We start from the raw sequence: 24,500 nt of genomic DNA, 5'->3' as shown, positions 1-24,500 counted from the left end.
CCATCACGCGCCCATCTGTAAATGGTTACCCGGCCAAGCTGCTGCGAAGGCTGTGCGTTTTTCTTACAATTGATCATATAGGCGCTCTTTTGAGGGATGCTACCACCGCGCGTCCGGGTGTCGCCGGTGCGACGTGCGCTCCCCATTCGCCCTTGGCGAGGACACGGTCTTTGACCGGGCGTTTCGTCGGGCCGTCCGAGCAAAATCGGACATTCTGCCGCGCGAAGGCTGCGCCTCACCGTGTCGCCGGGGCTGGCGGTCCGGCGGCGGCCTGCCGTATGGGGCGGTGCATGCCGTTTTCCACGCCCCTCAATGCCCCTCCGTCCCAACCCTGCGAGATGCGGGCGGCGCAGCGATGAGCCGTGATGCGGGGGGCGACCGCACCCTTTCTCCGACGACGCGCATCGGGCTCACCCTGATCGCGGGCGGGGCCGTCGCCAACATCTACTACAATCAGCCTCTGCTCGCGGTCCTCGTCGCCGAGTTCGGCGAGCGGGCGGCCCTGCTCGTGCCCACGGCCAGCCTCGTCGGCTACGGCCTGGGCATCCTGTTCCTTGTGCCCCTGGGCGATGCCCTGCCGCGGCGCGACCTGATCGTGTGGCAATTGCTGGGGATGGCCGTCGCCCTGGTCGTCGCGGCGCTCAGCCCAAATCTCGCCGTGCTCGCGGCGGCGAGCCTCGTGATCGGCGTGCTCGCCTGCGCCGCGCAGCAGGCGGTGCCCTTCGCCGCCGAGCTTGCGCCCGATGCGAGCCGGGGGCGAATCGTCGGCGGGGTGATGACCGGCCTCCTCTCCGGCATCCTGCTCGCCCGCACCGCGAGCGGCTTCGTCGGCGCGCAGTTCGGCTGGCGTGCGGTGTTCTTCGCCGCGGCCGGCCTCGCCGTCGCCATGGCGGGGGTCGCGTGGCGCACGCTGCCGCGCAGCGCTCCGAAGCAGCGCCTGCGCTATCGCGCGCTGATGATCTCGCTGCTGCATCTCGTGCGCAGCCAGCCGATCCTGCGCAACGCCAGCCTGTCCCAGGCCCTGCTATTTGCCAGCTTCAACGCGTTCTGGGCGACGCTGGCCCTCCTCGTCGAAGCGCCGCCCTTCGACCTCACCGCGGCGGGCGCGGGCCTGTTCGGCGTCATCGGCGTGGCCGGCGCGCTGATCGCCCCGTATTCCGGACGCTACAGCGACCGGCGCGGCGCCCGGCCGGTGGTGATCGTCGGCAGCGTCCTGGTCGCGGCGGCCTTCGCGGTGCTGGCACTGGCCGGTGAGGTGTCGCTCCTCGCCATCGCGGCAGGCGTGCTGCTCCTCGACATCGGCATCAACGGCGCGCTGATCGCCAACCAAACCCGCGCCTACGCCCTCGCGCCGGGCGCTCGCGGGCGCATCAACACCGTGCTGTTCACCGCGGTCTTCATCGGCGGGGCGGCCGGCGCCTTCCTCGGCTCGCGCGCCTTCCTCCTCGCGGGCTGGCCCGGTGTCTGCGCCGTCGGCGGCGCCTTTGCGCTTGCCGCGCTGGCCGTGTCCTGGCTCGGCGGCAGAACCCAGCCTACTTGAGCACCCGCGAGAGGCGGCACCACGCCGCCTTATCCGGAGGCAGGCCGAAGCGCAGCCGCTCCGGCGCCTCGACAAAGCGCCGCACGTAAATCCCGGCCTCGCCGAGTGCCCGGAACAGGCCGGGCCCGTCCGGGAAATCCGCCGTGCGGAACAGGGCCGTCCCGCCAATGACCCGTCCACCGACGCGCCCGATCATCCGGTCAAGGCGGCCCGCATCCTTCGCCCGAGCGGCGGCGGCCTCACGGCGCCACGCGGCATCCGGCAGCGCCGCGCAGCCTGCGGCGATGGCGGGTCCCGAGACCGCCCAGGGTCCGAGGGCGGATTCGAGACGTCGCGCCAGTGCCGGCTCCGCAAGCGCGAAGCCGAGCCGAAGGCCCGCGAGCCCGTAGGTCTTGCCGAACGAGCGCAGGATTACGAGGCCGGGCCCCGGCCGCGCCGCCTCCACGGGTTCAAGGTCGGCGAAGGCCTGATCGAGCACGACGAGACCGCCCCCGGCGACGCGCGCCAGCGCCTCGGCCGAGAACACGCGCCCGTCGGGATTGTTGGGGCTGACCGCCACCACGATTTCGGCGCCCTCGGCCTCACGCGGATCGGTCACCATCCGCACCGTATGGCCGGAGCGGGTCCAGGCGGCGGCGTGCTCGGCATAGGTCGGGCCGACCACCGCGACGCGGGACGGCGGCCTCAGCCGCGGCAGGGTTTCGATCAGGATCTGCGTACCGGGCGCGGCGACGACGTGATCCGGCCCCGGCGCGCCGTAGGCCTCCGCCGCCGCGGATTTGAGCCGGGCAAGGTCGGCGGGGGAGGGCAGGCGGTAAAGGGCACTGGCTATGAGGGGCGGCAGCGGATAGGGCACCGGGTTGATGCCGGTCGAAAGGTCGATCCACGGCTCGGGTGCGCCCGGAAACAGCCGGCGGGCCGCGTCGAGATCGCCGCCATGCGCGATCCCGTCGCGCGAATCGTCCGTCAGCACCTCGCGTCCGCCCATCCCGCCCCGCACCGACCCCACCAACGATGTCCTGGATCGCCCTGACCCATCCGCCCGACACCCTCGGCATCCTGGCCCTTGCCCTGCTGATCGAGGCCATGGCGGGTTATCCGGACCGCCTCTACAGGGCGCTCGGCCATCCTGTCACCTGGATCGGCCGACTGATCGCCGCGCTCGAACGCAGGCTCAACCGGGGCGCGCCGCGAACGCGCCGGCTCGGCGGCATCCTGGCGCTCACCGGCCTGCTCGCCACGGTGGCCGCCGTCACCCTGGGGCTGACGGCGCTCGCCGGGCTCACGGGCCACGGGTTCGGGCTGGTCGTCCTGGCGATTCTCGCCGCGAGCCTGCCGGCGCAGCGCAGCCTGTTCGTCCATGTCCGGCGCGTCTCCGCCGCCCTGCGAACGGAGGGGCTGGCCGGGGGTCGCACCGCCGTCTCGATGATCGTCGGCCGAAACCCTGAAAGCCTCGACGAGGCGGCCGTGTGCCGGGCCGCGATCGAGAGCCTCGCCGAGAACTTTTCCGATGGCATCGTCGCGCCGGCCTTCTGGATCGGCGCGGGCGGGCTCACCGGCGGTGCGCTCTACAAGGCGATCAACACCGCCGACAGCATGATCGGCCACCGGACTCCCCGCTACGAGGCGTTCGGCTGGGCCTCGGCCCGTCTTGACGACCTCGTGAACCTGCCGGCCTCGCGGCTCACCGCCCTTCTGCTGATCGCCGCGGCGGCCCTGAGCCGGGATGTCTCCGCGGCGGGCGCGTGGCGGGCGATCCGCCGCGACGCGGGCCGCCACCGCTCGCCCAATGCCGGCTGGCCCGAGGCGGCCATGGCCGGCGCACTGGGCTTACGGCTCGCCGGTCCGCGCATCTACGGCGACACCCGCGTCGAGGATGCCTGGATGGGCGACGGGCGGGCCGAGGCCAACCCCGACGACATCGTGCGCGCGCTGAAGCTCTACCGGACGGCCTGCGCGCTGCAATTCACGCTGGTCGCGGCCGGGACCGGACTCTGGCTCACCTTCGGCCGCTAAGGTTCTTGTCTTTGCATCATCTTTTTCCGAAAGTCGGCAACCAGCTTTCGGAATGATGCTCGAGCGTCACTCAACGCAGGCGCAGCAGCCCGTCGCAGTCGAGATGCGCTTCGAGATGGTCGGCAAAGCGGTCGAGCACCTCTTCGATGCCGGCCTCGTAGCGGGTGAGGCCCGGCCCGGCGCCGAGCCGGGCGAGCCAGGCCGCGCGTTGGCGATCGTCGGCGAACAGGCCGTGGACATAGGTGCCGGTCACGAGCCCGTCGCCCGAGACGGCGCCGTCGACCCGACCGTCGGCGAAGCGCAGCAGCGGTCGGGCAGTGTCCGGCCCGGTCGTGTCGCCGATATGCATCTCGTAGCCGGAGAACGGCGCGCCATCCGCGAGCGTCGTGCCGGTGGCCGCGACGAGGCGCTTCTCGCCCGTCATCACCGTCTCGACGTCGAGGAGGCCGAGACCCGGCCGGTCACGCGGCGCGCCCTCGATCCCCTGCGGATCGGCAATGGAGCGCCCGAGCATCTGGTAGCCGCCGCACAGCCCGAGCACGCGACGGCCGCGGCGCAGATGCGCGCGGATATCGATGTCCCATCCTTCCGCGCGCAGACATTCGAGATCGTCGATCGTGGTCTTCGAACCCGGCAGGATGATGAGATCGGCTTCCGCCGGGACGGGCTCGCCGGGGGCCAAGAAGGTCACGGCGACGCCGGGCTCCTGCCGCAGCGGGTCGAGGTCGTCGAAATTGGCGATGTGCGGAAAGCGCAGCACCGCGATCAGCGGCACGGCGCCGTCACGGCGCGCTTGCGGGGCATCGAGCGCCACCGCGTCCTCCGGCGGCAGGCGGCCGGCATCGGGAAAGAACGGCACGAGGCCGAACGGCGACCAGCCGGTGCGCGCGGCGATCAGGGTCATGCCGTCGGCAAACAGCGTCGGGTCGCCGCGAAAGCGGTTGACGATGAAACCGCGGATCATCGCCGCATCGTCGGGCTCCAGCACCGCCTGCGTGCCGACGAGGCTGGCGATGACGCCACCCCGGTCGATGTCGCCGACGAGCACCACCGGCGTTCCGGTCGCCCGGGCAAAGCCCATATTGGCGATGTCGCCCTGCCGCAGGTTCACCTCGGCCGGCGAGCCCGCACCCTCCACGAGCACGATGTCCGCCTCGCCGCGCAGCCGCTCGAAGCTGTCGAGCACGGAGGCCATCAGGCGCGGCTTCCAGGCCTGGTACTCCCGCGCCCGCGCCGTGCCGATCATCCGCCCCTGCACCACCACCTGCGCGCCGACCTCGCTCTGCGGCTTCAGGAGCACCGGGTTCATGTGAACCGAAGGCGCGACCCGCGCGGCGCGGGCCTGGAGCGCCTGGGCCCGGCCGATCTCCCCGCCATCGGCGGTGACGGCGGCATTATTCGACATGTTCTGCGGCTTGAACGGACGCACCGTCAGGCCGCGCCGGGTGAAGGCACGGGCGAGGCCGGCCACGAGCAGCGACTTGCCGACATCGGATCCGGTCCCCTGGATCATCAGGGCGCGGGTCATCGGCGGTTCTTTGGTCGAGGCGCGGGCATCACGCTGCCATGGCATCGGGGCCGGGCGGCGTCGAGCCGATTTACGGCGCTCTGCGCTCACTGCGCCGTGCCATCAGCCAGGAAAGCGCGCCCGCGGCATCGGGGATGGCGGGCACATCCGGCAGGGCAGGGCGGTCGACGATCACCACGGGGAGCCCGAGCCGACGCGCCGCCTCGATCTTCGGATAGGTCGCCGCGCCGCCGGAATTCTTCGTCACCAGCACCTCGATTCGCGCCTCGCCCATGAAACGGATCTCGTCCGCGAGCGTGAAGGGACCGCGGGCGCTGACGGTGACGAGGTTCGGCACCGGTAACGCATCGCCGACCGGCTCGATCGTGCGCACGACGTAAGCGTGCTGCGGCGCGTGGACGAAGGCGGCCAGTTCCTGCCGGCCGATGGTGAGGAACACCGTTCTCGGTGCGGCCCCGAGCGCGTCGAGACAGGCCGGCACGTTCGCCGCCGCGATCCAGTCGTCGCCGGGCTCGCGCTCCCAGGCCGGGCGGCGCACCGCGAGGAGCGGCACCGCGACAGCCTTGCACGCTTCGGCCGCATTGGCCGAAATCCGCGCGGCGAACGGGTGGGTCGCATCGATCACCGCCTCGATGCTGTTCTCCGAAAGCCACCGCGCCAGCCCCTGCGCACCGCCGAACCCGCCGATGCGGGTCGGCACCGGCTCGGGCCGCGGCGCGGCGGTGCGGCCGGCCAGCGACAGCGTCACCGCGACATCCGGCTCCCGCACCAGAAGGGCGACGAGCGCGCTGGCCTCGGTGGTCCCGCCGAGGACGAGGATGCGCAGGGGCGTTGCATCGGCATTCGGCGTGGGATGGCGCGCGGGAGAACCCTGGTCGGCGGCTCCGGACATTCGTACAACCTGTCTCGCCCGCATCAGCCCGGCAAAGGCCGGGCGAGGTTTTCGACGTGAGACCCTTCTGCCGCGATTGCCTGACGATGCAAGCTGAGGGCGCCCTGCGCTGCCGCGGATGCGGCTCGCCGCGCCTGCTCACGCACCCGGCCCGCGACGCCTTGAGCATCGCCCACGTCGATTGCGACGCCTTCTACGCGGCGATCGAGAAGCGCGACGACCCGTCCTTGCGCGACAAGCCGCTCATCATCGGCGGGGGCAAGCGCGGCGTCGTCTCCACCGCGTGCTATCTCGCCCGGATCTCCGGGGTGCGCTCGGCGATGCCGATGTTCGAAGCGTTGAAGCGCTGCCCCGACGCCACAGTACTGCGGCCGGATATGGAGAAATACGCCCGCGTCGGGCGCGAGGTGCGGGCGATGATGCTGGCGCTGACGCCTTTGGTTGAGCCGGTCTCCATCGACGAGGCGTTCCTCGACCTCTCCGGCACCGAGCGCCTGCACGGGACGAGCCCGGCGCTCACGCTCGCCCGCTTCGCCGCACGGGTCGAGGCGGAGGTCGGCATTACCGTGTCGGTGGGACTGTCCGACAACAAGTTCCTGGCCAAGATCGCCTCGGACCTCGACAAGCCGCGCGGCTTCTCGATCATCGCGGGCGAGGATGCCGCGACCTTCCTCGCCGACAAGCCGGTCGGCATCCTGCCCGGCATCGGCGAAAGTGCACGAAACCGCCTCGCTTCCCTCAACATCCACCGCGTCGGCGACATCCCGCGGGCCGATCCGACGCGCCTCCAGGCATCCCTCGGGCGGGATGCGCTGCGTCTCATCGATCTCGCCGCCGGCCGGGACCGGCGGCCGGTGCGCCCGACGCGGGAGACCAAGAGCGTCTCGTCCGAGACGACCTTCTCGACCGATCTCACCCGGTTCGAGGATCTGCGGCCGATCCTTTGGCAGCTCTGCGAAAAGGTGTCGGCACGGCTCAAGCGGGCGGAACTCGCCGCTGGCAGCGTCACGCTGAAGCTGAAGGATGCCCGCTTTCGGCTGCGGACCCGCACCCGCGGCGGCCTGAAACCCACCCAGCTCGCCGACCGCCTCTTCCGCGAGGGCGAGCCCATGCTGCGGGCGGCCTGCGACGGCACGGCCTTCCGGCTGATCGGCATCGGCGGCGGCGATCTCTGCGGCGCGATCCATGCCGACCGCGGCGATCTCGCCGATCAGGGTATCGAGCGCGTCGCCCGCCGCGAGGCGGCGCTCGACCGGCTGCGGGAAAAGTTCGGAAGCGCCGCGATTCAGCGTGGGCTCGTCTTCACCGGCGAGCCGGAGCGGCGGCGGACCTGACGCGCGGCGACTACTTCTTGCAGGTGGGATCGGCCTTCGGGTCGGCTTTGGCGAGGTCGAGCCGCGTCAGATTCCCGTCGATGGCGAAATCCCCGTAATCGAGGTGCAGCCGCCCGCTGACGCCGTCCTCGTAGAGGTCGAAGGTGAGGGTGTAAATCGGCGTGCGCTCACCCGCTCCGGCGGTGAAGTAGCTCAGCGTCACCGGCCACCGGCGCATGCCGCCGTGGTCGCCCTCGCGCAGCGGCTTGTCGCGCTCGGTGTCGGCGGCGGGCGCCGCGTTCGGGCGGCCGATGATGGCCAGCGTGTCGTAGACCTTGCGCCCGTCATCCGAGCCGTCGAACACCTTGGCCGAGACCGTCGTCTCACCCGCCTTGGCCGCCTCGATCAGGCGGATCATGTGGTGGATCGGAAACAGGACCGCGCCCTCGGCCTGGAACTGGTCGCGCTTGGGCTCCTTGAGCTTCACCTTGAGCGCGTCGGCTGCCTCGGCCGTCCCATCGACGGCCGGGGAGGGCGCGTTGTTGAGAACGGTCGTGGTGCGGAAGCGGAAGCTCTTGCCGTCGCCGTTCTCGAAGGTGGTGCTGCGCAGATCCGAGGTGCGGTCGCCGGACTCGCCGGAATTGAGCATCGTCACCTGACGCGTCTGCATGGTGTAGCCGCGGCAGGCGTCGCCCGAGAAATCGATGACGATGCGCCCGCGCACGCCCTCGACCGCACGCGTCCCTTCGGAGCGCGCCAGCGACAGGTCGTAGACCGCGCGGTGGTTGGCCAGCCGGATCGCGGCGTCGTTCGGAACCGGTGCGGCCGGCCCCGCGGCCATCGCGCTTCCCGGCATCGCGGCAAGGAGGAAAAGGGCCGGCGCGAGGCGCAGTCGCATGCGATCTCCCAAAGTCCGCTTGAAGTGGGTTGTCCACAGGCGGCAGGCCGGCGGACGACGTCCGTCACATAGTCATCCCGTCCGCCCGGACAATCTTTTTCGATCGCGCTTCCGACGCGACCACGGACATCTCGGCGATAGGCGCAACCGCCCGGCACTCCGGCCAGCCGGCCCTCGCCCGGTCCGCATGCTCGGAAAAGATCAAGTTTACGCAACGCGTTAACGGATGGCGGAGGATTCGCTTGCTCCACCACGGAAACCGACCCGTCTCACCGTCCGACGGGTCCGATTGCCGGGGGAAACCGGACCGTGAGACGCGCGGACCCTTGCTCCGCGGCCGAGCTGTCCTGTAGTCTCCACAGCGTCGCCAACGGCATCTTTGGCGTCTGTTAACCGACATGTGCAGGGCCGGATCGCGGGCCCTGGCCATGCCTGCTGTCGCCATGCGCGCCAGCAGCGCCGCGCTGCCGGCCGGTCTCGCGTTCAAGGATGTTTCGACGTGGAGGGGACAATGACGGAAGCGGTCCCGAGCTGGACGGATGAGCGCGTCGAGCTGCTTCGTCGCCTGTGGGACGACGGCCTGAGCGCCAGCCAGATCGCCCTGCAGATCGGTGGCGTCTCGCGCAATGCCGTCATCGGCAAGGTGCATCGCCTCGGGCTCTCCGGCCGCGTCAAGTCGATGGGTGCGGCGTCGCAGGGACGTCGCCGGGAGGGCTTGGCCGCCGAGGTCGAGATGGAGGTCGTGGTCGTCGAGGAGCCGACGCTGCCGGAGCCGCCCGCGATCGTCGCGCACAGACCCGCACCGGACTTCCCGCTGCCGCAGAAGCCTGCCCCGGAGCCGGTGGCCCTCGCGGTTTCCGAGCGGGTCACCATCATGGATCTGCGCGAATCGATGTGCCGCTGGCCGATGGGCGACCCGACCTCGCCGGACTTCCGCTTCTGCGGCGGCCGCGCGATCACGGGCCTTCCGTACTGCACCCAGCACGCGCAGATCGCCTATCAGCCGGCCGCCGAGCGCAAGCGCGACCGCCGCGTCGCCGGTTTCCGCTAACGACTCTGGGAGAGGACGGCCGGGCACGCCCGAGACGACGGGCGGATGCCCGCGTGCACCGAGCAGGGACGGGCTTTGCCCGACTCGCAGGACCGCCCCTCGGGCCAAATCCGGTCGATCCGTTCGGATGGCGGATTTGGACTTGGCTCAAGCGCCGCGCGGGCTGAGCGAGACAGTTCCCCCTTCGATCAGGCGGAGACCGTATCACTCCGCTCCGGCGAACATCTCGTCGAACGAGTAGCCGGAGCCGCGCACGGTGCGGATCGGGTCGCTCTGGCGCGGGCGGTTGATCGCCTTGCGCAGGCGGCCGACATGAACATCGACCGTGCGCTCGTCGATGTAGACGTCGTGGCCCCACACACCGTCGAGCAGCTGCTCCCGGGAGAAGACCCGGCCAGGGCTCTGCATCAGGTATTCGAGCAGCTTGAACTCGGTCGGCCCGAGATGGATCTCGCGGCCCTGCCGGCGGATGCGATGGCTGACGCGGTCGAGCTCGATATCGCCGGCGACGAGCATGTCGGAAACGTGGGTGGGCTTGGCGCGGCGCAGGAGCGCTCGGACGCGAGCGAGCAACTCCGGCACGGAGAACGGCTTGACGACGTAGTCGTCGGCGCCGGTCGAGAGGCCGCGCACACGGTCGGTCTCTTCGCCCCGGGCGGTCAGCATGATGACCGGCAGGCGTTCGGTCTCACGGCGGGCACGGATGCGCCGGCACAGCTCGATCCCCGAGAGGCCCGGCACCATCCAGTCGAGGAGTACGAGGTCGGGCGTGGTCTCGTGCAGGCGAAGGTCGGCCTCGTCGCCGCGAACCGCGACATCGACTTGGAAACCCTCCGCTTCCAGATTGTAGCGCAGCAGGGTCGTCAGCGATTCCTCGTCCTCGACGATCAGGATGTGCGCACTCGTCATCGCCCGTCTTTCCATCCGTCACGCCCGGCCCTCAAGAGAGGAGCCGGGGGCGTCTCTTGATCGCCGCGCCTGCCCCGAAACCTTAGGTGCTCGGCGTAATCGTCGCGTAGTTCGAAGCGTCGTTCTTCGGCCGCTCGGCCGTCGGCGTCTCGCCGGTGACGAGGTATTCGATGGTTTCGGCGACGTTGGTGGTGTGATCGCCGATCCGCTCGACGTTCTTGGCGCAGAACAGCAGGTGCGTACAGAACGAGATGTTGCGCGGATCCTCCATCATGTAGGTCAGGAGTTCCCGGAATAGTGAATTGTAGAGCGCGTCGATGGCGCTGTCCCGCTCCCAGACCTCGCGGGCGGCGGTCACGTCGCGGCTCGCATAGGCATCGAGCACGTCCTTGAGCTGTTCCTGCACGAGGTCGCTCATGTGCTGGACGCCGAGCACGATCTTCTGCGGCTGGGCCTGATCGCTGATCGCGACGACGCGCTTGGCGATGTTCTTGGCGAGATCGCCGATCCGTTCCAGGTCGCCCGAGACGCGGATGCCGGAGATCGTCTCGCGCAGATCGATGGCCAGCGGCTGACGGCGGGCGATGAGGAGAACCGAACGCTCCTCGATCTCCCGCTGCAGCAGGTCGAGGCGCTTGTCGGCGACGATTACCGCCTGAGCGAGGGTGGTATCCCGGCGCACCAGCGCGTCGGTGGCATCCGTCATCATCTTCTCGGCCACGCCGCCCATCTCGGCGATGGAGCGGCGCAGGTTCTCGAGGTCGGTGTCGTAGGAGGAGACGATATGGTCGGCCATGTCGCGAATTTCCCGATCAGGCGGTCGGACGAGGGCGCTCTCAAGCTGCGATGGACACGGGTCCGGCGGAAGAGGGCGCGTCTCAACGAGGGCGCAAGGGGGCTGCGACTGTCGTGCAGTCGCGGCCGATCTCAGCCGAAGCGGCCGGTGATGTAGTCCTGGGTCTGCCGCTTGGCCGGGTTCATGAAGATCTTTGTGGTCGCGTCGAACTCGATCAGCTCGCCGAGATACATGAACGCCGTGAACTGCGAGATGCGCGCGGCCTGCTGCATGTTGTGGGTCACGATGACGATCGTGAACTCGGTCCGCAACTGCTCGATCAGCTCCTCGATGCGGCCGGTGGAGATCGGGTCGAGGGCCGAGGTCGGCTCGTCGAACAGGATGACCTCGGGGCGCTGTGCCACGGTACGGGCGATGCACAGGCGCTGCTGCTGGCCGCCGGAGAGGCCGGTGCCGGACTGCTTGAGCTTGTCCTTCACCTCGTCCCACAACGCCGCCTTGCGCAGGGATTCCTCCACGCGCACGTCGAGCTCGGCTTTCGGAAGCTTCTCGTAGAGGCGCAGGCCGAAGGCGACGTTGTCGTAGATCGACATCGGGAAGGGGGTCGGCTTCTGGAACACCATGCCGACGCGCGAGCGCAGTTCGTTCAGGTCGATCTTCGGGTCCAGAACGTTCTGCCCGTCGAGCAGGATCTCACCTTCCGCGCGCTGCTCCGGATAGAGGCTGTAGATGCGGTTGAAGGTGCGCAGCAGCGTCGACTTTCCGCAGCCCGAAGGCCCGATCAGCGCGGTCACCTGCCTGTCGCGGAAATCGAGGTTGATGTCCTTCAGGCCATGGAAGCTGCCATAGTAGAAGTTGAGATCCTTGCAGGCGATGCGCACCGGAGCCTTGACGTCGGCCGGGCTTCGACCTTCGAACTGGCTGCGGATCGCGGGGGAGGCGCTCATCGGATTGTCTCGCAGGTAGGAGGTCTGTCCGGGGGGCGGCCTCAGCGCGCCCGCTGGTCCTTGATCACAAGGCGGGCCACCACCGACAGGGCCAGGATGGTGACGGTGATGAGAAGGGCGCCCGCCCAGGCCAGGCTCTGCCAGTTCGGATAGGGCGACAGCGCGAACTGGTAGATCATCACCGGCAGGTTGGGCACGCCGCCGAGAAGGTTCGCGTTGAACCAGCTGTTGTTGTTGAGCGCCGTGAACAGCAGCGGCGCGGTCTCGCCGGCGATGCGGGCGAGCGCCAGAATGATGCCGGTGACGACACCCGCACTCGCCGCCCGCCAGGTGATCGCGCGGATGACGAGGGAGCGGGGCGCGCCGAGCGCGGCGCCGGCCTCGCGCATCTGGCTCGGGACGAGGCGCAGCATGTCCTCGGTGGTGCGCACGATCACGGGGGTGGCGATGATGGCCAGCGCCACCGCGCCGGCCCAGCCGGAATAGGTCCCCATCGGCCGCACCATCAGCGTGTAGACGAACAGGCCGATCAGGATCGAGGGGGCGGAGAGCAGCACGTCGTTGAGGAAGCGGATGATGTCCGCGATCTTCGAGGTGCGGCCGTATTCCGCGAGGAAGGTGCCGGCCATCAGCCCGATCGGCGTGGCGATGACGATGCCGATGAACGTCATCACGAGGCTGCCGAGGATGGCGTTGGCGATGCCGCCGCCCACGGAGCCCGGCCCCGGCGTCGGCTCCGTGAGCAGGGCGGGGGTGAAGCCCTTCACGCCCTCGACGATCAGCATCAGCAGGATCGAGCCGAGCACGACGATGCCGAGCAGCGTGGCGAAGGTGCTCGCCAGGATCAGGACGCGGTCGGCGATCCGGCGGCCGGAGCGCACACGGCTCGCCCTCCGGGGGCGTTCGGCCGTTGCGAGGGGAGTGCTGGCATCCATGGCGCGTCGTTTTCCGAGGCTGGCGGCGTTGCGGACGTTTCGGTTCAGGCGACCTTGGTGCGCCGCACCAGCAGGCGCGCGATGATCAGCACGACGAAGGTGATAATGAAGAGCAGGCAGCCGAGCGCCATCAGCGAGGAGAGCTGGAGCCCGTCGGCCTCGTTGAACTCGTTGGCGATGCGCGAGGCGATGGTCGAACCCGGATCGAAGATCGAGGCGGAGAGGCGGTTGGCGTTGCCGATCACGAAGGTGACCGCCATGGTCTCGCCGAGCGCGCGGCCGAGGCCGAGCATGATCGCGCCGATGATCGAGACCGAGGCCTGCGGCACGAGGACGTGGCGCACGACCTCCCAGGTGGTGCAGCCGATGCCGTAGGCGCTCTCGCGCAGCACGGTCGGGATCTGGTCGAGCATGTCGCGGGTGATCGAGGCGACGAACGGCACGATCATGATCGCGAGGATGATGCCGGCGGTGAGCACGCCGACGCCGGAGGGGATGCGCGCGTAGAGGATCGTGCCGACGATCGGGAGCCCCTCGACGAGGTTCGAGACCGGCACCTGCACGAAGCGGGCGAACAGCGGCGCGAACACGAACAGGCCCCACATGCCGTAGATGATGCTCGGCACCGATGCGAGCAGCTCGATGGTCATGGCGACGGGCTTGCGCGCCCAGCCGGGGCAGAGCTGCGTCAGGTAGATCGCGATGCCGAGCGAAACCGGCACGCCGATGACGAGCGCCAGCAGGGCGGCGGCGACAGTGCCGATCACGGCGGGCAGCGCGCCGAACTGCTCGGTGCCGATGTTCCAGGCGCTGGAAGTGAGGAAGCCGAAGCCGAACTCCCTGAACGCGGGCAGCGCCCCGTAGATGATCGATCCGAGGATGCCCGCGAGCACCAGCAGCACGAGCAGAGCCGAGCCGTAGGCCCCGCCCTTGAACAGGCGGTCGGCGGTCTTGCTCGGGGCGGTGCGGGGCACGCCGCTCTCGCTGGCCAGGGCGATGGACTGGGTCAAGGCGGTCATCCGCGGAAGGGCTCTTCGAATGGAGGGCGTTTAGCGCGCCGTGGCCCGTGAGGCGAGCCGGACACTCGGAGAAAGACCCTCTCCCGGGTGCGGGAGAGGGCCTGAGACGGTTGCTTACATGCCGAAGACGGGTTTGCCGTCCTTGCCCTTGATGCCCTTCCACTCCTCGTGGATCAGCCCGACGACGTTGTCCGGCAGCGGCACGTAGTCGAGTTCGGTCGCGAGCTTGTCGCCGTTCTTGTAGGCCCAGTCGAAGAACTTCAGCACGTCGCCGGCCTTGGCGGCGTCCGCGGCCTCCTTGTGGACCAGGATGAAGGTGGCGGCGGTGATCGGCCACGCTTCCTCGCCGGCCTGGTTGGTCAGCGTGATGCCGAAGCCCGGAGTCGACTTCCAGTCGGCGCTGGCGGCGGCGGCCTGGAACGCCTTGTCATCGGGCTGCGGATACTTGCCGGCCTTGTTCTGGATCAGCGTGTAGGCGAGCTTGTTCTGCTTGGCATAGGCCGACTCGACGTAGCCGATCGAGTTCGGAACCTGCTTCACGGTGGCGGTCACACCCTCGTTGCCCTTGCCGCCCTGGCCGACCGGCCAGCTCACCGTGGTGGCGGCACCGAATTCCTTCTTCCACGGCTCGGAGATCGAGGAGAGGTAGGTGGTGAAGATGTTGGTCGTGCCGGAGGCGTCCGAGCGGTAGACCGGGGTGATGTTCGCGTCGGGCAGCTTCACGCCGTCGTTGAGCTTGACGATCTTCGGATCGGACCACTTCAGGATCTTGCCGGCATAGATGTCGGCCAGGAGTTCACCGGTCAGCTTGACCTTGCCGGCCTCGATGCCCGGGACGTTGATCACCGGGACGACGCCCCCCATGACGGTCGGGAACTGGACGAGGCCGTCCTTCTCGAGCTGGGCGGGCTTCAGCGGCGCGTCGGTGGCACCGAAATCAACGGTCTTGGCCTGGATCTGCTTGATGCCACCGCCCGAGCCGATCGACTGGTAGTTCAGGCCCGTGCCGGTATCCTTGCGGTAGGCTTCGGCCCATTTCGAATAGACGGGGAAGGGGAAGGTGGCACCGGCGCCGGTGATGTCGGCGGCCAGGGCTGAGGTCGCGAGCTGGGCGGCCGCGAGGCCGACGGCCAGAGCGTAAGTGAAGGGTTTCACGAGCATCTCCGTAGGGTGTCGGGCGCATTGTCGGGGCCGGTCCTGATTTGAAACCGGTCTCGCTGCGACGCTGCTGCCATCTAGTGCACCGACGCGCCGCCTCTATGACGGCGACATGACGGTGACATGACAGCCCCTGGAAAGCTCCCGGAAAGCCCTGGGGGAAGACGAAATTTCACGGAGGATGGGACCGCGACGGGACCACTCGTCCCCCGGGAGCGTTACCGGAACAGGTGCGCGGGTCAGTTTCTCTGACAATATGTCCGCCGCAGCATCGCGGCCGATGCAACGATGGTCAGCGCCCGGAAGTTTCGTGAGGCACGCTCAGTCGTTCCACGGCAGTGATCTTCACGAGATCTCGCTCTTGAGATCCTGAGTGGGACCGGGTCTGCGCTTGAAACGTCCGAGGAGACCGTCATCGTGACGGAGCCACATTTACCCCGCGAGGAAGAGCCCCTCCTCGATCCGGCCGATCCTCAGGACGCGGCCTACCTCGCGCTCCACGCGGAGCGGGCGGCGCTTGAGGACGAGCTGACGCTGCAGCAGCAGCGTCAGCGCTTCGGCAGCGATGACCAGGAGATCGCCTCGGCACGCGCGACCGAGTCGTCTTTGCTCAAGGATCTCGATCGGGTACTGACCATGATCCGGGCCGCCGAGGTCCGGCGCCAGCAGCCGAAGGCCCGGCGCTGGCAGTAATCGTCAAGCCATGGCCTCTTGAGACGGGGAGACCCGATCCTCAGGCGCTGCGGCGGCGATCGCGCTCTTTCTGCCGGAGTTGCAGCAGCAATTCGACTTGCGCGTCGGTGATCGGCTGCGCGTCGCAGCGCTCGACATAGGCGTCACGCAGGCCCTGTCCGATCCGATCGCGACTCTCGCCATTTAGAGCGGGCATGGCGGCTTCGACGATCAATCCGCTGGGGCAGTCCGTCGCGAGATGTACCATGAATCGACCAGGCCGAATCTGAAGGAACTGTGTCGCAACCGGCAAGGGGGAGCGATGGTCACGAGGATTGCATCGAGATGGTTAATAAGAACTTACCGTTGACGACGCGGCCGGAACTTCGTCGGCAATAATTCGAGGTGCCGGACGTGAACCGTGGCGGGACAAAAGTTGTCCACGCTCCGGTCGAACGCATCGATATAAAGCCGGAATATCCGAGCGCCTCCGTGCCGTTTCGGGGAAACGCCTTCTTCCGCAACCCCCGTCATGGAGAGCAAATTTCGTGCGCTAGCGCACATGATGGGATAAAATTCTCCCGTGCCGCAGCGATTTCGCGGAAAAAAGACCGCTGTGACAATGATTTGGCGGCCTTACCGAAGTTTTCCCGGTCGTTACGGTTCGGGATGATCCGCTGCACTGGGTCCGTTTGAATCACTGTCGTTGGGCTGCCAGCCCCCCAATGCGGTACGCAGGCGACAGGCGGGTCGGTCTTCTCCTGAGAAGCCGGCCCGTCACGCGTTGACCTCAAGGCAACACGCGCATCATCGCGTTTCAGGCGACCAGCGCTTCAGCGCTTACGGCTCGCGCCGCTCGCCTTCCGCCTTGTCGCTTTGACCCTGCTTCGCGCCGCCTTGGGGGTCGGTGCTGTCCTCCCCGGAAGCTGTGCCGCTGCTATGGCCCTGAGGCGTCAGGCGCGGTCGATCCGGGGCTTCGACTTTGTCCGTCTGTTTGGTCTCGGCCATGAGGAACCTCCGGCTCGATCAACCCGGCAACGGCCTGCGCGGTTCGTTGCACACGCATCGATGCGCTTTCCGAAGCAATGCTCGAAGCCGCCATTATCGTACCGCTGTACCGCTGTGTCGAAGGCCGGCGACCATTGTCTGGACGACACCCTAAAGATGCCGTGCGCCGATCATCTCGTCGGTTCGCCACAGGGTGCGGCACACCTTGATGGACTCCTGGGCCGACGATGTCAGCAGGAACACGTCCGGGACGAGGGAGGCGTCGGGAACGACGATCTCGACGTCCTGCGCGGAGATGTCGTGGACCCAGCACCCAATCGAGGTGTGCTCATCGACCGCGATCAACCCAGGTTCACCGGGCGTCGGAGGGGCGTCGACCGGAAATCCTGCATGATTGGACATCGATGTCCCCGCGTGAGCACCGAAGCGTGGCAGGCGCCCGATAAGATGCCGTTGCACCATCGCGTAAAGTTGGAACAATCGTGCATCGACACACGTCGGCAGGGCGTCCGAAGCGGGCCGACCGGATCACGCCGCCGGGGCAATGGCTGGGATCGCCCGATCGCAGCGATCCGTTAGGTCAGCGCAACAGCCACACGACGAGCCCGACCGCCAGGGCCGCCACCACGATGGCCCCGTAATAGGCCGGCATGACCCAGCGGTTGGCGCCGTGCCCGGTCTGCATTCGGCTGGCCCTCTGGCGGCGCGGCCGGGTCTCCTCTTGGCGTGCCAGCGCGACGCGGGACGCATCCGCGGGCGTCCCGGCCGCTTCGTCATCGGTCCCGAGGGGCGACAAGCCGGGATCGTGAGCGGGGATCTTATCGCCGGTGCGGCCGGAATCGATTTCGGCCTTCAGCTGCGCGCTGGTCGGACGCTCCGACGGAGCGGGTGCGTCCGGCACATGGTCGGCCGGAGGGGGCGGGGTCTCGGAACGGAGTGCCATCGATCACACACTTTCTTCGCATCGATTGTCGTCGTGATCGCCGCCCGCGCCGTTCACCGACGCCGAGTGGGCGTCACTGCGCGCCGGCGCCACCGCTTCCGCCACCACCGCTCCCCTGCGGGACCGCACGCTCGGGCTGATTGGCATTGCCGCCCGCCGCGGAATTGCGGCTGATGGTGCTGGCTCCCGTGGCGCCGCGGGAGATCGTTTGGCCCCGGCCGCGTCCGCCGGTCACGCTGCCGTCGCTCGTGACGATCCCACGGCTCTTGTGACGGGAGCGGGCATCGGCCGATGTCGCAGTCAGAGGGACGAGACTCGCAGCCATGAGGCCGGCCGCGCTTGCGAGAATGAGAAGGTTTTTCATGGCGGTTCCCGATGATCTGTCCATCGGGGAACCCGAGGCCGCGATTTTGTATCCAATCGCCAATTGGAGCTAGTGACACGTTCGAAGCGGCTAAATCGAATCGAGTTGCTCGTACGCTGAAGGGATACGGACGCGCCGTCCGACGCTTTACCGTCCGGCACCATCCTCGGACCTGCGAAGGATGGCGCCGCGACGTTGGACCGATCCGGACGCACACGCAGCCGCTCGATGAAGGTAAACCACCTCACACTCGATCGCCTTCGGGAGTTGCCCCTGCCGATCCCCGAGGAGGGCAGCAAGGAGGAGCGCGGCACGGTCCTCGTGGTCGGTGGATCCGCCGAAGTTCCGGGCGCCGCCTTTCTGGCAGGCGTCGCCACGCTCCGGGCCGGAGCCGGTCGCCTCCGAATCGCGACCGTGGAGAGCGCCGCGTCGGCGATGGCTCTCGCGGTGCCCGAGGCGCGGGTCATCGGCTTCGTCGAGACGGAGGAGGGTGGGATCGACCCGGCCTCGGCCGCGGCACGCCTGCCGGCCTTGGCGGAGCGCTGCAACGCGATCCTGATCGGCCCGGGGCTGAGCGCCGGAGCTACGGCCGACGCACTGGTCCACTCGCTTCTTCCGGCTGGAGCCTCCTCGGCACTCGTGCTCGATGCCGGCGTCATAGCCGGGCTCGGCGCGCAGGCCGGCGCGGTCCGGTCCTGCGGTAGCCGCGCGGTGATCACGCCGCATGCCGGCGAGATGGCTCGGCTCCTGGACATCGACAGAAGCGAGGTCGAAGCCAATCCTCTGGCGGCAGCTCAAAGGGCTGCCGAAAAGCTCGGATGCGTCGTGATCATGAAGGGCGCGCAGAGCTGGATCGTGCCCCCCTCCGGTGAGCCGTGGCTCTACAGCGGCGGCGGTGTCGGGCTGGCGACCTCCGGCTCCGGTGATGTCTTGGCGGGCATCGTCGCGGGGCTGCTCGCACGCGGCACGGAGGCGACGACAGCGGCGGCATGGGGGGTCTATCTGCACGGGCAAGCCGGGCGGCGGCTCGCTGAGCGCGTCGGACCAGTCGGCTTCCTGGCACGCGAGATCATCGACGAGGTACCCGCCATCCTGCGTGACGTCGATGCGGGCCACTCGTCGTAAACGTCGGCGCCGGGAACATGGCTAAAACGGCGCGGGTTCTCCCTGACCTCAGACGAGGGAGCGTAATTATGACGCAATCGGAGCCCGCGAAACCCGGCGATGAAGCACCGCCCGGTACACCCGGAACGGGTGAGAACCTGTGTCCCCGCTGTAGCGGAAGCGGCCAGATCGAAGCCAAGACTTGTCCGGACTGCAACGGCACCGGCAAAGTGATCTCCGGCATCGGTGGTGGCTGATCGCGAACGCTGCAAACAGCCGCCCGCCAAGCGTGTCGGCGCTGCAAAACAAGCTCACGCAGCGCCATCTTTCGTGCTAGAACGAAAATAGAACAAGCGGGCGGCCGATTTCCGGCTCGGGCTTCCGTGACCGCGTCGGCCTGCCCGACGCGTGAATGGCGGCCGGCTCGGCCCTGGTGCGGGAGAACCGACGGTGACGATGCGGACGACCTACCTCGTGCAGACCTTCATTCTGAAGCGCAAACGTCTGTGCCCCGGCGACCAGCAGGTATCACCGACGGTGAACGGTGCACTGAAGCGGGCCGAGGCGATGGCCACACGGCTGCCGGGCACCGCCGCGATCCAGATCGTGGCTGACGACGAAACGGGGGAGTTGGAAAGCGCGACGATTCTCGGCCGGTTCGGCGAGGTGCCGGAAGACTTCGCCGAGACGCTGCAGGCCGCCTGACGAAAGTATCGAGAGAAGAGGCATCACATGGCTTTCAAGCCGAAATCGGCCGCGGAGACGAAAGCGCGCGACCTGGGTTTGGCGCTCGCACGGATCGCCGAGAACGAGGGCATGCCGGCCCATGTCGGCGTGGATGCGCTGCGTCGCTCGAGCCCGCGCCTGACGCCGCTGGCGATCGGGCAGATGGTGCGTAAGCACCGCGACATCCTCGAAGAGACGCTGATCGAGCGCGGGCTGACGCTCGTGGATTATGCCGACCAGGGACCGGGACGCGGCATGGAGTTCGAGGTCGCCAGCGCCTGAGGGCGCTGGCGGAACAGGCCGACGTGAAGCTCGCCGGCTTCTTGGTGAGGATGAGAGTTTCGACCGGTCCGACGCCGGCAGGGCGACGCACGCGACCATCAGGGCGGGTGCACTCCAGGAACGATCACCGCGCGCAGGTCTTGTCCCGGCACTTCGACAGCCTGAGGAGGACCCCGTGGACGATGATCGTGTTTGGTCGTTCGAAAAGAGCCTTTGGACCGGTGACCCGGATCATTACCGCGAACTCGTCGACGACGAGTGCCTGATGGCCTTGCCGCAGCCGCCCTACGTCTTCGGCGGCGCTCAAGCGATCGAAGCGGTCGCGAACACACCCCGTTGGTCCGGCGTCGAATTCGACGATGGCCGGATCGCGCGTCCCCAGGAAGGCCTGATCGTCATCGCCTACTCCGTGAAAGCCTCACGGGGCGAAGAGACCTACGAGGCCCATTGCACCTCGACCTACCGCCGGCTGTCGCATGAGGAATGGCGGGTGGTCCAACACCAGCAGACCCCGCGCATTCTTGCCCCCGTCGTTGACGAGAAGCGCTGACGCGGCGGTCACGTGAGAGCGGTCGCCGACGACGACTCGCGTCGCGATCAACGGCCGAGCACATCGTGAAAGGGAGCCGCCTCGGAAGACCGGGCGGCTCTCGCTCTTATAGTAGAGGCGGCGCAGGGCCGGTGCGCATACCCCCCTTCAAGCGAGCGCAAGCGCGATGCAGGGGGCAACTCAGCAAAGCTGGTCGAACGGATCACACACGATCAGCCCTGCGCAGCCGTCGCGCTCGCGGTCATTCCAGCGCACCGTAAAGTGCGGAAACCGCAGGCTCTCCGAGAGCTTGGAAGAGTTTGGCTCACCGAGCCGGCCTTGAACCTGCGACAAAGCGATGAACAGTCAGGTGGAGTGGCTGACTTTTTTGAGAGACGGCAACACGGAGAGGATGATTCGCTGAGGCGAGATTCACCCTGCGGTGACATCCTGTCTCGATTGCGCGCGATCGCCGGGATAGGCTGGCGGCAAGGTTGAACTCCAACGCCTCGCACTCCGCCAAGCCCTCCGTCGAGCGAAAGGTCTGCCACGATGACCCGCAACCTACCTGCCGATCCGCTGACGTCCGTAGCGGTCCGAGAGGCCGCGGTCAGGCGGGGCGCCGTTGGGGCACTCGCCGTTGGAGCGTTGGCCGTTGGTGCGCTTGCCGTAGGAGCTTTCGCGATCGGGCGGCTGTCGATCGGGCGGGCCCGGATCGGCCGCTTAGAGATCGGCGAGCTTACGGTCGATCGGCTTCGCATTCGACGGGAGGAGTGACGCCACTCTCTGTTGGTGAATGGAGCCCCTGAAACGTTCGGCGCCGGCACGTACCGTCCTCTGCGCGTCCAGGGCTTGTGCAGCTCTTTTTGCCTCCGACCGGCGAGGCTGAGGTAACTGACGGTTTCTATGTCGGTGGACAGCACCGATGCCCCGTCCTGAACCCGCGCCCGGTCCGCTCCCCTCCGAAGCGGATCAAGGGCGCAGAGTCTTCGGCGCACTCCAACCGACTTCACCGCTTTGCCGGTATCTCGGCACCACGGCCTGCGCGAACATCTACAAGGCCTGCATCGACTTCATCGAGCGCTTCGGCGCTGAGGCCGTGGGCTTAGGCTGGATCATGCCGCTGAACTACGGCGTCCATCCTGAGTATAGGTCGTTGCGCGTGGATTGATGCGGGGTGATGATCAAGAAGCGCATAAGGCGGTCGGCACCGATCTGCAAAAGATCCGGTTCGGCAACGTGACCGGCTATTAGGACACGCTCAGCGCCCCGACTGGCATTCCGGCGATCCCCGTTTGGCTCCCGGTCTTCATCATCAGGGCAGCTTTCCCAGCATGGTAGGCCAGACGGGCCGATCAACTCAGGCGTGCATGATCGGCAGGTCCTCGGTCTGTCCACGCCAAGCATCGACAGCAACGCACCAGTATCCAGCTTTTGAGTTGCGATACCCGGCTGAGCGAGGGTTGGTTTCATTGCGTAGCGGCAATGCTCTTTACGCAGGCCTATGCACTCAAACAGTCGCTGAGACGCCTAAGCGAAATATAAAGCGTCAGAATAAATCCTTTTGAGCATTTCAAGATTTTCTTGATATCCGCTGAGCGCATGGCTCACGGACCAGAGACAACGCAACATGCCTAGAGGTTCTGCATAATATCGAGAAGAAACACCTGACAGCGCATTATGGTGCGATGCACACAGCGATTATCGCACTGCACAAATTCCATGGTTCAATCCTCCATCGGTCGCCGTGAAAGGCTGACCACACCGGAGATGATCCATGCGTACGATGCAGCTTCTTTCCCTCGTCGCTCTCGCGTCTGTCGCTGTGGCAAACTCCGCCATGGCTGATGAGAGCATTCATCTAACCCCGCCGCTGTTCCGCGAACAGGCGCGCGCCACGGCGTCGGTCCGTCCGGCGTCCGAGCTTACGACCACGCCTCACATCACGGTTGCTGCGCCCGCTAGCCGCAAGATCGTGGCCGACGCCACGGCAGCGTCCGTTCGCTGAGTCTTGTCAGAGGGGGCTGTCTGGCGGAGCTGACGCCGGCGGCCCCTCTGCGCGGGATCACCAGTCTCCAAGCCACACACTTCGTCTTGAAGGCGCTGGCACGACTGGCAGTTGAGGGCAGCAATGCGCGACCGGCGGCTCGTCCACCTGCGGCTTGCAGTCCGGCGCAAGCATATCGAACTTCGTCGCCTAGGCTCGCCGCGTAGATCTTATACGGGGCGAACGCACCAGCGCATGTAAGAAGTCCGATGCAGTGTAGCGATTGGCTTTTGCCTCTCGCTCTGCAAAGGCCTGCTTCGAGTTTCGATCGATGGCGACGAAGAGCTAGAGCTTGCCTTCCTCTGTCCTGACTTCGGCAATGTCGACGCGCAGGTAGCCGATGGAGTACTCGGAGAAGCGCTTCTTCTCCGGCTTGCCGCTATCCATCTCCGGCAGGCAGCTCAGGCGGCCGCTCAGCGACGAGCGGATCAGGTGCGGGATGGTGGGCTGCAGGCCGTAGAGGCCGTCACCCAGCGGCAGCACCGTGTGCCGCTGAATATAGCGACGTTGACCGCCTCCCCTCCGGTGTCAGCACGGTCGAGCGGGGCTCCTTCGGCCGCATGGCATCAGCCGTCGTCTCCCGATCGTGCCACTTCTGCATGATCGCGGGATATGACGCCGTCGCGCTTAGCCGCCGCTCTCACGCTCGCTTGACGTCGCTGTAATGCGCGACGGACCGCCTTAGTCGTCGCGACGCTGTCGTGGAGAACCGCGCCCAATGCGCATCCCTCGCAGCATGGCGGTCAACCGTATCACCACATCGCGAATCAGACACCTCGACCCCTGCCGGCCGCGCTTGATGGGGCTAGGGACGCATGCACCCTGTGTTGGTGAATAACTTCACAGACCGCGTACCGGAGGGCGCCCCTCGGCTCCCAACCGAAATTCGTAAGCCAAAGGCGGTTATCCGATCTGCCTCAGCATGACCTCAATGCAAATATTGGGGGCTTGGCGCGTTGAGATGGGCACTGATCGTCACTTCCAAGACGCTGAGCTTCAGGCGTAGCTGAAGAATGGTCGGCGCGACTAACTCTGGATCAACGCCATCGATCGCCACCTCATGAAGCTCGGTGAGCAATCGATAGATCTCGACCAAATCGTCATCGGATATTAGGTGAAAACCGTCCTGCCTCAGCGCATTATGCGCCCTCACCAGCGCAAGCACCCGTTCAACGAGAAGGTCCAAATCGGCGAAAACGATCAGTGTCTCTGTTGCTTTTTTGAGATCCATAATTCCACGGCTGGCGACGCATTTCTGCGAGGCACAACCGTCGTCATCGCGGGTCACGAAGAGTTATGGAAGGCCGCAGGCGCCGTTAAATATGATTTCAGGATGTATCAATCTACAAAATCAACACAGATCCGTCCGTGCGATGACGCACCTCAGATAAATTGGGCAAATACAAAATCAAAGCAAGTAGTTTCCCAAGCGAATATTCAATAGAAGACCCAGAAATTAATTCACATAACTTGATCCGACCAGATTTCAAAACATCCTCGGCATTCTCTGCTACGCGTTTATCGAACTGGCCCCCGATTCGTTCGAACCCGTCGAGCGCTCACGACTGCACGTCCTGCCGACGAGAGCGCGCGACCAGCGATCCCTGCACGCGATCAGAGCCTCACGCGGGCGAGAAAGCCCGTGTTCGTCGTGTTCGACTTGGACGGCACCTTGGCCCTCACCGAGCACCGGGCGCAGGTCCCGAATCGTCCCGGCAAGGAGAAGGACTGGCGCGGATATTACGCGGCTTGCGACCGGGACGGGCCCTGCACCTGATCGTTCGCACTCTGCTGGCGCTCCACAACACTTGCGCCGACGTCGA

At 67.2% G+C, this 24,500-nt stretch carries 28 protein-coding genes and 1 pseudogene; 12 read left to right on the top strand and 17 right to left on the bottom strand.

The annotated features are described in order from the left end of the window. Positions 1-355 precede the first annotated feature (355 nt). The gene (locus tag OVA30_RS20280; protein WP_268176611.1) at positions 356-1,540 is read left to right on the top strand and encodes an MFS transporter; all 1,185 of its coding nucleotides are present in this window, start codon (positions 356-358) and stop codon (positions 1,538-1,540) included. Here the strand turns inward: OVA30_RS20280 and cobD are convergent. Further along, positions 1,533-2,528 (bottom strand): threonine-phosphate decarboxylase CobD, encoded by a 996-nt coding sequence (gene cobD / locus OVA30_RS20275; protein ID WP_268177518.1) that lies wholly within the window; start codon positions 2,526-2,528, stop codon positions 1,533-1,535. The two genes, OVA30_RS20280 and cobD, sit on opposite strands and share 8 nt — an antisense overlap. Positions 2,529-2,554: 26 nt before the next feature. Here cobD and cbiB point away from each other — a divergent pair, with 26 nt between their 5' ends. Continuing rightward, positions 2,555-3,556, top strand: a complete 1,002-nt coding sequence (gene cbiB / locus OVA30_RS20270; protein WP_268176609.1) for an adenosylcobinamide-phosphate synthase CbiB — start codon at positions 2,555-2,557, stop codon at positions 3,554-3,556. A 70-nt stretch (positions 3,557-3,626) separates the two neighbouring features. On the opposite strand, the gene OVA30_RS20265 is transcribed toward cbiB, so the two are convergent. Both OVA30_RS20265 and OVA30_RS20260 read right to left on the bottom strand, forming a co-directional pair. Then, positions 3,627-5,084, bottom strand: a complete 1,458-nt coding sequence (locus OVA30_RS20265; RefSeq protein WP_268176607.1) for a cobyric acid synthase — start codon at positions 5,082-5,084, stop codon at positions 3,627-3,629. 70 nt (positions 5,085-5,154) lie between these two features. After that, positions 5,155-5,976 (bottom strand): cobalt-precorrin-6A reductase, encoded by an 822-nt coding sequence (locus OVA30_RS20260; protein ID WP_268176606.1) that lies wholly within the window; start codon positions 5,974-5,976, stop codon positions 5,155-5,157. 56 nt (positions 5,977-6,032) lie between these two features. Between OVA30_RS20260 and OVA30_RS20255 the strand changes: the two genes are divergently transcribed. Continuing rightward, on the top strand, positions 6,033-7,310 hold the full coding sequence (locus tag OVA30_RS20255; RefSeq protein ID WP_268176605.1) for a DNA polymerase IV: 1,278 nt from the start codon (positions 6,033-6,035) through the stop codon (positions 7,308-7,310). Between the two features lie 10 nt (positions 7,311-7,320). Here the strand turns inward: OVA30_RS20255 and OVA30_RS20250 are convergent, their stop codons facing one another. Continuing rightward, positions 7,321-8,187: a cell envelope integrity EipB family protein gene (locus tag OVA30_RS20250; RefSeq protein ID WP_268176603.1), complete on the bottom strand. Its 867-nt coding sequence runs from the start codon at positions 8,185-8,187 to the stop codon at positions 7,321-7,323. A gap of 511 nt (positions 8,188-8,698) precedes the next feature. Between OVA30_RS20250 and OVA30_RS20245 the strand changes: the two genes are divergently transcribed. After that, a complete protein-coding gene (locus tag OVA30_RS20245) occupies positions 8,699-9,238 on the top strand; it encodes a GcrA family cell cycle regulator (RefSeq protein ID WP_012255766.1) in 540 nt (179 codons plus the stop codon). A 204-nt stretch (positions 9,239-9,442) separates the two neighbouring features. Here OVA30_RS20245 and phoB read toward each other — a convergent pair whose 3' ends face one another. From phoB to pstS, 6 genes are all read right to left on the bottom strand, one after another. Next, entirely contained in the window at positions 9,443-10,147 is a 705-nt protein-coding gene (gene phoB / locus OVA30_RS20240) for a phosphate regulon transcriptional regulator PhoB (protein WP_003600784.1), read from the bottom strand. Positions 10,148-10,229: 82 nt separating this feature from the next. Further along, the gene (gene phoU / locus OVA30_RS20235; protein WP_003600785.1) at positions 10,230-10,943 is read right to left on the bottom strand and encodes a phosphate signaling complex protein PhoU; all 714 of its coding nucleotides are present in this window, start codon (positions 10,941-10,943) and stop codon (positions 10,230-10,232) included. A gap of 131 nt (positions 10,944-11,074) precedes the next feature. Continuing rightward, positions 11,075-11,890, bottom strand: coding sequence for a phosphate ABC transporter ATP-binding protein PstB (gene pstB, locus OVA30_RS20230; protein WP_003600786.1), 816 nt, complete (start codon positions 11,888-11,890; stop codon positions 11,075-11,077). A gap of 41 nt (positions 11,891-11,931) precedes the next feature. After that, entirely contained in the window at positions 11,932-12,825 is an 894-nt protein-coding gene (gene pstA, locus OVA30_RS20225) for a phosphate ABC transporter permease PstA (RefSeq protein WP_015824741.1), read from the bottom strand. A gap of 44 nt (positions 12,826-12,869) precedes the next feature. Beyond that, positions 12,870-13,844 (bottom strand): phosphate ABC transporter permease subunit PstC, encoded by a 975-nt coding sequence (gene pstC, locus OVA30_RS20220; protein ID WP_268176601.1) that lies wholly within the window; start codon positions 13,842-13,844, stop codon positions 12,870-12,872. Positions 13,845-13,958: 114 nt separating this feature from the next. Further along, a complete protein-coding gene (pstS, locus tag OVA30_RS20215) occupies positions 13,959-14,999 on the bottom strand; it encodes a phosphate ABC transporter substrate-binding protein PstS (protein ID WP_268176599.1) in 1,041 nt (346 codons plus the stop codon). A gap of 420 nt (positions 15,000-15,419) precedes the next feature. Between pstS and OVA30_RS20210 the strand changes: the two genes are divergently transcribed. Continuing rightward, positions 15,420-15,695, top strand: coding sequence for a hypothetical protein (locus OVA30_RS20210; RefSeq protein WP_056464203.1), 276 nt, complete (start codon positions 15,420-15,422; stop codon positions 15,693-15,695). A gap of 40 nt (positions 15,696-15,735) precedes the next feature. On the opposite strand, the gene OVA30_RS20205 is transcribed toward OVA30_RS20210, so the two are convergent. From OVA30_RS20205 to OVA30_RS20185, 5 genes are all read right to left on the bottom strand, one after another. After that, entirely contained in the window at positions 15,736-15,942 is a 207-nt protein-coding gene (locus OVA30_RS20205; protein ID WP_012255761.1) for a hypothetical protein, read from the bottom strand. Between the two features lie 572 nt (positions 15,943-16,514). Next, positions 16,515-16,682 carry a hypothetical protein gene (locus OVA30_RS20200; RefSeq protein ID WP_165301602.1) on the bottom strand — a complete coding sequence of 56 codons (168 nt, stop codon included), beginning with the start codon at positions 16,680-16,682 and terminating at the stop codon, positions 16,515-16,517. A 150-nt stretch (positions 16,683-16,832) separates the two neighbouring features. Continuing rightward, the gene (locus OVA30_RS20195) at positions 16,833-17,027 is read right to left on the bottom strand and encodes a hypothetical protein (protein WP_015824740.1); all 195 of its coding nucleotides are present in this window, start codon (positions 17,025-17,027) and stop codon (positions 16,833-16,835) included. A 235-nt stretch (positions 17,028-17,262) separates the two neighbouring features. Next, positions 17,263-17,625, bottom strand: a complete 363-nt coding sequence (locus OVA30_RS20190) for a hypothetical protein (RefSeq protein WP_268176587.1) — start codon at positions 17,623-17,625, stop codon at positions 17,263-17,265. A gap of 73 nt (positions 17,626-17,698) precedes the next feature. After that, positions 17,699-17,989 carry a hypothetical protein gene (locus OVA30_RS20185; RefSeq protein ID WP_015952821.1) on the bottom strand — a complete coding sequence of 97 codons (291 nt, stop codon included), beginning with the start codon at positions 17,987-17,989 and terminating at the stop codon, positions 17,699-17,701. Positions 17,990-18,217: 228 nt separating this feature from the next. On the opposite strand from OVA30_RS20185, the gene OVA30_RS20180 reads away from it, so the two are divergent. The 6 genes from OVA30_RS20180 (at position 18,218) to OVA30_RS20155 (ending at position 22,638) form a co-directional block, all read left to right on the top strand. Continuing rightward, positions 18,218-19,114, top strand: a complete 897-nt coding sequence (locus OVA30_RS20180) for an NAD(P)H-hydrate dehydratase (RefSeq protein ID WP_268176586.1) — start codon at positions 18,218-18,220, stop codon at positions 19,112-19,114. A gap of 429 nt (positions 19,115-19,543) precedes the next feature. Beyond that, positions 19,544-19,798 (top strand): hypothetical protein, encoded by a 255-nt coding sequence (locus tag OVA30_RS20175; RefSeq protein WP_003600804.1) that lies wholly within the window; start codon positions 19,544-19,546, stop codon positions 19,796-19,798. Positions 19,799-19,825: 27 nt separating this feature from the next. Continuing rightward, on the top strand, positions 19,826-20,101 hold the full coding sequence (locus tag OVA30_RS20170; protein ID WP_003600805.1) for a hypothetical protein: 276 nt from the start codon (positions 19,826-19,828) through the stop codon (positions 20,099-20,101). Between the two features lie 175 nt (positions 20,102-20,276). Continuing rightward, positions 20,277-20,651: a DUF4440 domain-containing protein gene (locus tag OVA30_RS20165; RefSeq protein ID WP_003600807.1), complete on the top strand. Its 375-nt coding sequence runs from the start codon at positions 20,277-20,279 to the stop codon at positions 20,649-20,651. A 904-nt stretch (positions 20,652-21,555) separates the two neighbouring features. Then, the gene (locus OVA30_RS20160; protein WP_268176584.1) at positions 21,556-21,801 is read left to right on the top strand and encodes a hypothetical protein; all 246 of its coding nucleotides are present in this window, start codon (positions 21,556-21,558) and stop codon (positions 21,799-21,801) included. Between the two features lie 606 nt (positions 21,802-22,407). After that, positions 22,408-22,638 (top strand): hypothetical protein, encoded by a 231-nt coding sequence (locus OVA30_RS20155; RefSeq protein ID WP_082291296.1) that lies wholly within the window; start codon positions 22,408-22,410, stop codon positions 22,636-22,638. A gap of 225 nt (positions 22,639-22,863) precedes the next feature. Here the strand turns inward: OVA30_RS20155 and OVA30_RS20150 are convergent. Further along, positions 22,864-23,396 (bottom strand): annotated as a pseudogene (locus OVA30_RS20150) (IS481 family transposase); the annotation flags it as partial. A gap of 209 nt (positions 23,397-23,605) precedes the next feature. Then, positions 23,606-23,965 carry a hypothetical protein gene (locus OVA30_RS20145; RefSeq protein WP_244413449.1) on the bottom strand — a complete coding sequence of 120 codons (360 nt, stop codon included), beginning with the start codon at positions 23,963-23,965 and terminating at the stop codon, positions 23,606-23,608. A gap of 354 nt (positions 23,966-24,319) precedes the next feature. On the opposite strand from OVA30_RS20145, the gene OVA30_RS20140 reads away from it, so the two are divergent. Further along, positions 24,320-24,454 carry a hypothetical protein gene (locus OVA30_RS20140; protein ID WP_268176582.1) on the top strand — a complete coding sequence of 45 codons (135 nt, stop codon included), beginning with the start codon at positions 24,320-24,322 and terminating at the stop codon, positions 24,452-24,454. Positions 24,455-24,500 lie beyond the last annotated feature (46 nt).

The organism is Methylorubrum sp. SL192 (assembly GCF_026672325.1).
GTDB lineage: Bacteria > Pseudomonadota > Alphaproteobacteria > Rhizobiales > Beijerinckiaceae > Methylobacterium > Methylobacterium extorquens.
Note: the sequence above shows the minus strand (reverse complement) of the source record. Positions and strands in the feature narration are given on the sequence as shown.